Genomic DNA, 7,255 nt, shown 5'->3' on the forward strand with positions numbered 1-7,255 from the left:
TTTAAGGATTTTGACAGATATGAGAACAAACGATTTTACTGCAAAGCAGACTATCCTCGGTCTTGTAGAGGTTGTCCGTTTGGAAATTGAGAGTAAGAAGAAAACACTCTCGATAGGTGATGAAGAACTTGTTCAGAAGATAATGAGCAAGATATCGGAAGCCAACAAGGAGTTTGCAACCGAGAAGGAAGAGCTACGCTATTGGGGCATTGTGACACGTGAAGTTGCATGGTATGAAGCCAACACGGAAGAGTCGGAAGAAATCATCAACCGATTAAAATCAGGTGACCAGTTGTTTGCCCAGAAATTCTTCTACAGCACAAATACCAACGGATGCAATATCAGCCGTTTCCGCTCAAAGATACTTGCTAACATCAAACAGACATACAAGATTGAGGTATCTGTAGAAGAGTTTGGCGACATACTTTATACTTTCTTGTGGAATGAAGGTACATGGAGTATACTCGACAAATACTCACGCAAGAGCAGTTTCTTCTGTTGGCTTTCCGAGGTCGCTCAACATGAACTGATAAGATACCTTGAAGATATGAAGCTTATCAACGTCACACGCGAGCGTACTGCCGGAAACACACGTCTTCTCGGCCTTTCTATAGCACCAGAAATGTGGGAATACATCTTGAACGATACCATGCCTAATGGTTTGTATAAGGATGTACTTTTCTCCACTTTGGTAAAACGTAATACTGAAGAAAAGATGATGAAGTCTTTCTGTCTGAAAATAGAAGATCTGCACAGACTCCAGAAAAAAGCCGAAGCAGATTTGAAAGACCGCCTTATCCGTAGTGACCGTGGATATGAGGAACTGGTTCTGCGTGACAAGACTCCTCGTGTCATTGAAGTTTCAGAAGAGTTTGCCAAGGACTTCTGTGTTTGGCAAGAGGGCAAGAGCAATGCTAACCCACTGGCTGATGTGTTGGGGGTTGACTTGAACCACGAAGACTTGCAGAAGAAGGTGGTGGACTTTCTTTATACCATACCTCAGAAATTGAAATGGACCGAAGAAGAGCGTATTGTATGGACACTCCGTTTCATTGAAGACACTGCACCGATTGAAGTGGCTGAACGTATCGGAAGAAAACGCTCATGGGTTGACACCAAGTATTCCAGACTGAATGTACGCTTTAACAAGGCGGTTAAGGAATGGTGGGCAGAGAATGCGAAATAATCGAAGAAAGTTTGGTGCCAACATTGATAGAGCATCAAACTTTCATCTCTCTTTTATTATAAAATAAATCAAATAAGATGAGTAAAGATATTACAATAAGCAACAATATGACAGTGGACTTGTTGAAGAACGTGGAAAACTATGCAAAGTTTGTTTCTCAAGTATTGCATGATGAAACTTTCCTTGTTGAATTAGACAAGACATTACCATTTGACAAGATGGTTCACGCGACAATGAATATAGCATCTACCCATACACCTATCAAGAAAATGGGTGTGTCGGTCATGCGAATGGATATAGAGCCACCTCTATATTCAATGGCTGTAACCCTGCAGTTCAAAGGAAGGGATGGAGTCATACATGACCATTCAGTCTTCATCAATGCGTGCAAGACAATAGAAGAAATCCAGCAGTTGGTTACAGAAGAGAACTTCAAACAAGAAGTCCTGTCGCTGTGTGAAGAAAGGGTATTAGAAAATTCAGAATTACAAGAAAAAAACCAAAAGGCATGATACAAGTAATAACAAGAGAGTGGCAAATCACAAAGGCATATATCGACGACATAGCTTTACATTCTGGGCTTATAAATCTTGACTGGGACGACTTCAAGGCATTTGCAGAAAGCCATCGTCCTGTAGTGGCTATAAGAAATGAAGACAATGCCTCTGTCACAGAACTCACAGATAATGCAATGGCAGAGATTAGGAAACGTTGTTCAAACAAACTTTCAAATATCATTGTTTCAATATCCTATAAAGAAGGAGAGGAATTGATGATGGATGAAATGGAAGGGATAAGTGATTGTTTGACCATGTTTGCCAACAAAAATGTAGAAATTAAATGGGGCATCAGTCAGAACAATACATTAAAGTGCAGACGCTGCATATCTGTCTTTGCCTTTGAATAACAAAACAGTCAGCCTATGAAAGTTTCAGTTTATTACGAAGAAGTGTCCAACTATGTAGAGAAGCACTACTTAGTTCGTCCTTCCATAAAGCAGGTGGATGATAAGACCTTGTCCATCGAATACACTCCACATAAGTTCATCCCTGCAATTAGTGTTGTTGTACGAATTGAAGCAATGCGCAAGGATGTTATATGTATGTCGTATGAATGTAGCAAGGCAATATCTCTACTGATTTCTGGTGCTATTACCCATATCGAGAGGCAGATTCCCCAAGGCATTGAAATAGACACCGACAGCAAACGCATCAATGTATATCCTGAGAACGTTACCGAATTAAAGAATGTTCTCGCATATCTTTCCTTGTCTGGAGTGCATTTTTCTGAGTCAGGCATGGAAATCACGTTGGATATGAACTAAGTATAACAATCAAAGAAGTGCAATATGTTGGTGATACATCCTAAAGACAAATCAACCTCCTTGGCAGAGGCCATATATGCCAATATGCCTAATGTACATGTGGTAGAGGACGAATGGTACGAACGTGGCATTGGACAATTACTCTGGCAAACGCCCAAAGAAGAACCCATATTAATAATTGGTTATGGTGATTGCCATGGACTGTATAGAGAGCGTTTTAACGATGTGCTTGAAATCAGTCCGAGTGATTTGGATGATCCTGTGTGGGTACATCGTCTAGTAAACTGTCAGATTGGAGTTCCACAGATTGTGCTGAACAGAATACATGCCTACAATCTTCGCAGACACAATGGCGATATCATCGGAATATGGCCTAATGCAGTAGAGTTTGCACGTAGGAATCATCTTCATGGACTATTTGCCAGCACTTTCTTCTTTAATGCTAAAGATGCTGAAAATTATGGAGAAATCACCCTTGATATGTATATTGAAAGGTCGAATTATACTCTCTACCGCACTCTTGGCAAACTATTGACCAATCATGTACCGCTATACAAGATTCCCGAAATATTGCAGCAAAGAGCCTATAAGGACACAAGTGTCAACCATCGCAACTTTGAGAGTTTCTTTTGTTTGTAAACAACAATAAGTTTTTAGTAAATATGAGTAAAGATAAAAATACAAGACTTGTTACTGCCCTTAACACTATGGCGGATTTGGCAGGACAACGACAGGTAATTGGCAATAATGAGATAGGTTTGGGTATGATACTCCAATCCTACAGATGCCGTGAAGAAGCACAAATGGTGACAGACGGGCTGTTCCGTATAGTTGTCATGGGAACATTCACCTCAGGCAAGAGTACTCTCATCAATGCCCTGTTAGGCAGTAGGGTATTGCCAGAATCTGCATTGCCAAGCACCGCCATACTCACATTCGTCCAGTTCGGTTGCGAAGAAGATGATGTGGAGATACATTATAAGGATATCGTAAATGAAGACGGAAGCATCACCCAAGGTAGAATAGAACACATCAGTAAGGACGAGTTCATGCAGACCTATCGCTATGGCATTGCAGATGCAGAAACATTGATTTCTACAGGTAATGTTCCTCGTTTCAAAAATGTGGCCTACTCCATCATCAGAAGTTCACTGCCTTTGATGCAGAATGGAGTTAACATTGTAGATACTCCAGGGTTGGAAGATAAGGAAGTGGCAACAGAACTGGCACTTGACATTGCAGCCAAGGCTCAAGCCATCGTCTATGTTTGTAGTGAACGTGGTTTTGCGGAAGCTGACCGTGAATACTTCAATGAAAATTTCAAGGGTAATCCGGGCAATGTGTTCTTCATTCTGAACAAGACAGACCTTATAGCATCCAATGTGGAGCGAGAACAAGCTCTTGAACGAGTACGACAGGATGTGAAAGGGTGCTTCACCAAGGCTGACGGAAGCGTTGACGAAGCATTGATGTACAAGCGAGTGTTCGGACTATCCTCGTTATTAGCCTTGGATGCAAGAAGAGGTATGACCTTTGATGAAGACCTGCAAAAAGACGTGCCGCTCTCACAAGAAAAGATTGAACTGAAGCTACAACGCAGTCAGTTCCTTCCATTCGAAGAGGCTCTGCTGGAGTTTCTTTCTACCGATGAGCGTTGTGTGGCACAATACGGAAAAGTCTTCCGTACATTGCTTGGCACCTATAATGATGCTGTGGAAAAGGTGCGTGAAGACCTGGGTATCTACGAGCATAATGCAGAAATGACTGCTGAACAAAAGGCTGAATGCCAGCGCATCATTAACGAGATAGAGACTGGACTGGAAGCTACAGAAACCGCTTTCGACAACTGCACGCTGAAACTTCAAAATACCATAGCTTTGCTTATCCGCAATGCCATTGACAGTGTGGATAGCACATGGGAGGTCGATTTAGCGATCTTGCATGAGAAGATACGCTTCGGTATGAAAGACTACCTTTCCCTGGCAGTAAGTAACATAAATCTGTTCAAGCCGAAGGAGAAGCGCATGGAAGAAATGAAACGCCTGCTCCAGCCTTTCTCACAAATCATTGCCGATCATATCTCTGAAAAGATAGATCATTTCATGGAAACGAACAAATCCGTCCTTCAGAATGCCATCGGTGAAGCAGAACAGAGTGTAAACACTAACTTGGTCAATGTGGCTGGACTGTTTTCACGTCTGGGAGAAACCCTTACGGAAAGCCCAGAAATGGGCAAGCAAGAAGACCAAGACTGGTTACAAGCCGTCATCTCCTATTGCGTAGGCGATGCCAGTGCCATCGTGAAGAACTGTGCAGGAGGACATACCGCATGGATGGAGTTTATCCGCAAGGCGGTGTTCAATGGCGTGTGGCAATGGATGGTCATCCAAATCGTCACAGGCGGTTGGGGGATTATAATCTGTGGACTCATTGAATGGTTACAGATTAAGAACGGCAAAAACGAAATGGTCGACCGTATGCTTACAGACAGCAAAAATGCAGCTTTGAAAGAGATACATACCAAGCTGGATGAACGGTTGCATGAGATGAATGCCAATATCGCCATTAAGGTGAATGAGGTAAAGAGTGCCAAGTGTGGTGAGAGTCGTCAACGTTTGACAGATGAGAGATTGCGTTTGGCAGAGATAGAGCGCAATATAAACGACAATCATTTCAATGCAGATCATGAACGGCAGCGCACAACAGGCATCCTTACGACAATGGCATCAGAAATCAAGTGCTGTTATCTCGATGTGTTTGGCATACCATACGCAGAGGAATTGGCAACATTATAAAATGTCTATTCACAATGGAAATACAACGACAAGAGATATTCAGGAGCCAGTGGCATGACATCCATGATATTGTGTTGTCTGAAGCCAAACGACAAATCAAGTTCAACGGCAAGGTGGATGTGCAGCGACTCACAGAAAAACTGCAAAAGGAGATTGCCAAGTGGCCACAAGGCGTATTAGCGCAAGGTATGTGGTTCCAGAGTTTTCATAATGCAGCTCCCGACAAAGCCTTGAATTTTATGACAGAAGCAATGGAGCAAAGTTTCATAGAGCCAGACAACAACAAACTTCCATCCAATAGTTGGTACTTCGTTTTGGCTTTTGTGTTGACGGGAATAGTGGCATGGCTATTACATTCCAGAACAAGCATGAGTCTGATAGAGCAATGTTTCTACCCGACTTTGTTCCTGGTGGTACTAAATACGTTCAATGTGTCCTTCAGAAACAAGCGAATTGCAAAAGCTGAAAAGATGATAATCACCAATATCAGCCATCAAATGTTAGATATGGAAATTAGTCTGGAAAAGTATATTGAGTGAGTATCATTAGGTTACTTCTTTCTCAAAAACGATATAAACATAAAAACAAAAGATAATGAAAATTAAATATGCGACAATCTGCAAGACTGGTCGGCGAAGCAATAATGAAGATTGCTTTAACGTCCTGAAAATGCCAGAGCACAATCGCTTCATGGGCATAGTATGTGATGGCATGGGAGGTCATTCCTTTGGCGAGGTGGCAAGTGAGGCTGTCTGCAATGCTATTTCAAAATACTGGCAGGATAATACAGACACTCCAGACAGTGATCAAAAAGTTGTTATGGCTTGCAGAAAGGCTTGTAATGCCATCAACCAGAAATCCTATGACCTCAGCCATGCAGAGATGGGTACTACGATGGTCATGGTCAGCATTGAAGGTGACAAGGCGACAATAGCCCATGTGGGCGACAGCCGTTGCTATCTGCTAAGACAAAGTGAGGGATTACTTTACCAGACCGAGGACCATGTGCGCATTGACTTCGGATGGGAAATTGTGTCACGCTGTTTCTTCAGCTACCGTCCAGAAGTCGCTGTTCCCGACATTAGGCAGTTCACCATTCAGAAAGGAGACAGGATATTACTCTGTTCTGATGGCTTGTACAAGAGCATGGCACCCGATATCCTGCAAACAAGGATGTTGGACGACAAACCCTTGGAAGATATACTCGATGTATTTGACTTTCTCTGTCAAAAACAAGGTGATGACAACTATACGGCTATATTTATAGAAATAGAATAAAAGAGAGACAAGATGAGAAAGACACTATTAGGAATTGATTTGGCTATCTGTTCATTGTGGACTATAGCTGCATTGGGAAGCAGAATAGCATGGGTCGGTACTCCTGCAACATGAAATCTCATGTTTTCTGAAGACAGTTGATATAATATCAACAACTCTTCCACTCTCTTATAATGAACGATAAAAATGAAAAGACTATGAATGAGAAGTATGAAAAGAAGATACAAGCCGATGTGGACGCAATCTTCACATTGATGGCCCAACGAGTGGACGAGAAGCAGATGAACTTGCTGCATGAAGCATACGACTTTGCTGCTTATGCTCACAAAGACCAACTGCGCAAGTCGGGTGAACCCTATATCAGTCACCCTGTTGCCGTGGCACGCATTGTGGCAGAAGAGCTGGAGCTGGGAGCAAACCCTGTCATGGCGGCTTTCCAACATGATGTTGTGGAGGATTGTCCGTACAGTATAGATGAGATCCGTGAACGTTTCGGGGATGATGTGGCATTTCTTGTCGGTGTCGTGACTAAGCAGAAGAAAGCTCAGTATGACCAGTCGAAGCAGGTGGATAACTTCCGCCAAATGCTATCGTCTGTACAGTTTGATGTGCGTGCCATACTTGTGAAATTGGCAGACCGACTTCATAATATGCGCACGCTCAGCAGTATGC

Annotated in this window: 9 protein-coding genes; all 9 read left to right on the plus strand. The window is 42.5% G+C overall.

Annotated features, from left to right (window positions below; translation table 11 throughout):
* Window positions 1-19 precede the first annotated feature (19 nt).
* Complete coding sequence (locus tag ST42_RS11900; protein ID WP_042517708.1) at window positions 20-1,186, plus strand: hypothetical protein; 1,167 nt, start codon at window positions 20-22, stop codon at window positions 1,184-1,186.
* A 77-nt stretch (window positions 1,187-1,263) separates the two neighbouring features.
* Entirely contained in the window at window positions 1,264-1,698 is a 435-nt protein-coding gene (locus ST42_RS11905; protein ID WP_042517710.1) for a hypothetical protein, read from the plus strand.
* Complete coding sequence (locus ST42_RS11910) at window positions 1,695-2,093, plus strand: FtsZ/tubulin family protein (protein WP_042517711.1); 399 nt, start codon at window positions 1,695-1,697, stop codon at window positions 2,091-2,093. The genes ST42_RS11905 and ST42_RS11910 overlap by 4 nt, the downstream gene beginning before the upstream one ends.
* 15 nt (window positions 2,094-2,108) lie before the next feature.
* A complete protein-coding gene (locus tag ST42_RS11915) occupies window positions 2,109-2,510 on the plus strand; it encodes a hypothetical protein (RefSeq protein ID WP_042517713.1) in 402 nt (133 codons plus the stop codon).
* A gap of 24 nt (window positions 2,511-2,534) precedes the next feature.
* Window positions 2,535-3,149 carry a hypothetical protein gene (locus ST42_RS11920; RefSeq protein WP_042517714.1) on the plus strand — a complete coding sequence of 205 codons (615 nt, stop codon included), beginning with the start codon at window positions 2,535-2,537 and terminating at the stop codon, window positions 3,147-3,149.
* A gap of 23 nt (window positions 3,150-3,172) precedes the next feature.
* Window positions 3,173-5,305, plus strand: coding sequence for a dynamin family protein (locus tag ST42_RS11925; protein ID WP_042517716.1), 2,133 nt, complete (start codon window positions 3,173-3,175; stop codon window positions 5,303-5,305).
* 14 nt (window positions 5,306-5,319) lie between these two features.
* Window positions 5,320-5,844, plus strand: a complete 525-nt coding sequence (locus ST42_RS11930) for a hypothetical protein (RefSeq protein ID WP_042517717.1) — start codon at window positions 5,320-5,322, stop codon at window positions 5,842-5,844.
* A 55-nt stretch (window positions 5,845-5,899) separates the two neighbouring features.
* Window positions 5,900-6,583: a PP2C family protein-serine/threonine phosphatase gene (locus tag ST42_RS11935; protein WP_042517719.1), complete on the plus strand. Its 684-nt coding sequence runs from the start codon at window positions 5,900-5,902 to the stop codon at window positions 6,581-6,583.
* Between the two features lie 197 nt (window positions 6,584-6,780).
* The coding region (locus tag ST42_RS11940; RefSeq protein ID WP_156139326.1) for an HD domain-containing protein at window positions 6,781-7,255 on the plus strand (475 nt) is incomplete at its 3' end.

The sequence above is a fragment of the Prevotella pectinovora genome, from assembly GCF_000834015.1.
Classification (GTDB): Bacteria; Bacteroidota; Bacteroidia; order Bacteroidales; family Bacteroidaceae; genus Prevotella; species Prevotella pectinovora.